Below are 1,628 nucleotides of genomic sequence, written 5' to 3'. Positions count from 1 at the left end.
GATAACCTGGTTTAGATATTTCTGTTCCCGGATGTGTTGTTTTCATATAATTTCGCAGCTCCATTTTGAGAGTAAGGCCCTTGCGATTAATCATAGAATACACTAAATCTTCTAGTGGCATCTTTCTACGTCTGACAAGAGTGTTTGTTTTGCCACCACGACATACCTCAAGAAATACATCTGAAAGAATATTATTCTGATCTTTTAATAGTCTATTCTGTGATTTTCTCACTACAGCCCTCCAATTATTTAATCCTCATCATAAACAAGACGAGGTTTCTTCTTAGCATAGGTTGCCTTCAAATATGGAATCTGCTCCCCAGTAACTGCACCCAGATTCGCTTTCACTGTCTGCACAACCTTGCCATCAATACGTTTGTTTTCAACAAGGCTGGCATAATAATACTTTTCACCTCTATATTCTTTTGTAAGTATTTTTATAAACATGCTACACCTCGTGATTTTTCTCACTATAAGTATAGCATAATTATCGTTTTTAAACTATCTTTTTGTAATATTTTTCTCACTACTCTTAAGTTAATGACATTGTATAAATACGACACTTTTTTATTACTGAATATAAAAATCTCCTCTCGGTTTGTGATATAATGGATTTGCAAAAAAACATACGCCACATCCCTAAAGGAGACATTACTATGATACCACAAAAACAACTCTCTTTGGCAGATATTTTTGAAGATTGTAAAGATATTTTTGAATCTGACAAAAATGGTATTCCCTGTTGTCCTCATTATTCTTCACTTCCGATGAAACAAGAAGAAAGTAAATCTCATTTAAAGAGCAAGCTGCCTACAATGAAGTTCGTTTGTCCAAAAATGAAATGGGAATACAACCGACAAGACAATTCCAAACGGCGTGTCTGTCACTGTGAAAATCCTTGTACAACTTCTTCCTGCGGTAGAATGATTTATGTTTATCCTGAAAAAAAATCTCAGAGTTTATCCTGGAGTAGAACGAGGTTCTAAAGAGTGGGATGAAACATATAAGATCAGGGTAAATATTGAAAAATCAATCAACCACTTTAAGGACAGTTTCTGCATTGCAAAACAAAAAACAACAAATGAAAAAACACTGCATTTCGATTTACTGCTAGCCGGTATATCACAGTTATTAACTGTTGTTGCTGATAAAATCAACCAACAACATATCAGAAGTTTAAAATCTTTAGTTGCTTAGGACTTATCAACTTTATATAATCACTATGCTTATTAAAGTGCGCCTAAATCTTGCAACTATTAACTTTTCAGCTTAAAATTTGTGCTTTGCACAATTTTATCCTTATGCATTTGCAAATCCTGCAATACTTTTAAGCCAGCCAAGTATATCATCCCTATTTAAAAAAGCTTTGCATTCCAATCTATCGCTTTCAAGCTTTATATCCCCGATTATCTCCTCCAAGTGCATATTTATCACCTCTTTTTGAACTACTTCAATGTTACTTCAATATCACTTCAAAGTCAACTTGAACAAACTTCAAATTACTTTCAGTCAATTGCTGACCTCTATTATAGTGCTATGCTGTAATACCAAAAATTATTACAAGTTTTAACCTGGGGATAAGTTTAATTACACAATCGCAATATCCATAACAAAAAGTCGGGGGTGTG

At 33.7% G+C, this 1,628-nt stretch carries 2 protein-coding genes and 2 pseudogenes; 1 reads left to right on the top strand and 3 read right to left on the bottom strand.

Translation table 11 applies throughout. The annotated features are described in order from the left end of the window. Positions 1 to 232 (bottom strand): annotated as a pseudogene (locus HMPREF0381_RS15120) (IS4 family transposase); the annotation flags it as partial. Positions 233 to 249: 17 nt separating this feature from the next. Continuing rightward, a complete protein-coding gene (locus tag HMPREF0381_RS03220) occupies positions 250 to 447 on the bottom strand; it encodes a hypothetical protein (RefSeq protein WP_008750439.1) in 198 nt (65 codons plus the stop codon). Between the two features lie 275 nt (positions 448 to 722). Here HMPREF0381_RS03220 and HMPREF0381_RS03215 point away from each other — a divergent pair. Beyond that, positions 723 to 1,114: pseudogene (locus tag HMPREF0381_RS03215) on the top strand (ISNCY family transposase); the annotation flags it as partial. Positions 1,115 to 1,299: 185 nt separating this feature from the next. Here HMPREF0381_RS03215 and HMPREF0381_RS15280 read toward each other — a convergent pair. After that, positions 1,300 to 1,425, bottom strand: a complete 126-nt coding sequence (locus tag HMPREF0381_RS15280) for a hypothetical protein (RefSeq protein WP_008750437.1) — start codon at positions 1,423 to 1,425, stop codon at positions 1,300 to 1,302. Positions 1,426 to 1,628: the final 203 nt, after the last annotated feature.

Origin of the sequence: Lachnoanaerobaculum saburreum DSM 3986 (genome assembly GCF_000185385.1) — a bacterium.
GTDB classification, from domain to species: domain Bacteria; phylum Bacillota; class Clostridia; order Lachnospirales; family Lachnospiraceae; genus Lachnoanaerobaculum; species Lachnoanaerobaculum saburreum.
Note: the sequence above shows the minus strand (reverse complement) of the source record. Positions and strands in the feature narration are given on the sequence as shown.

Excerpts from the sequence above, each read along its gene's own strand:
- HMPREF0381_RS15280 (WP_008750437.1), bottom strand. The coding sequence starts at position 1,425 with ATGCACTTGGAGGAGATAATCGGGGATATAAAGCTTGAAAGCGATAGA.
- HMPREF0381_RS03220 (WP_008750439.1), bottom strand. The coding sequence starts at position 447 with ATGTTTATAAAAATACTTACAAAAGAATATAGAGGTGAAAAGTATTAT.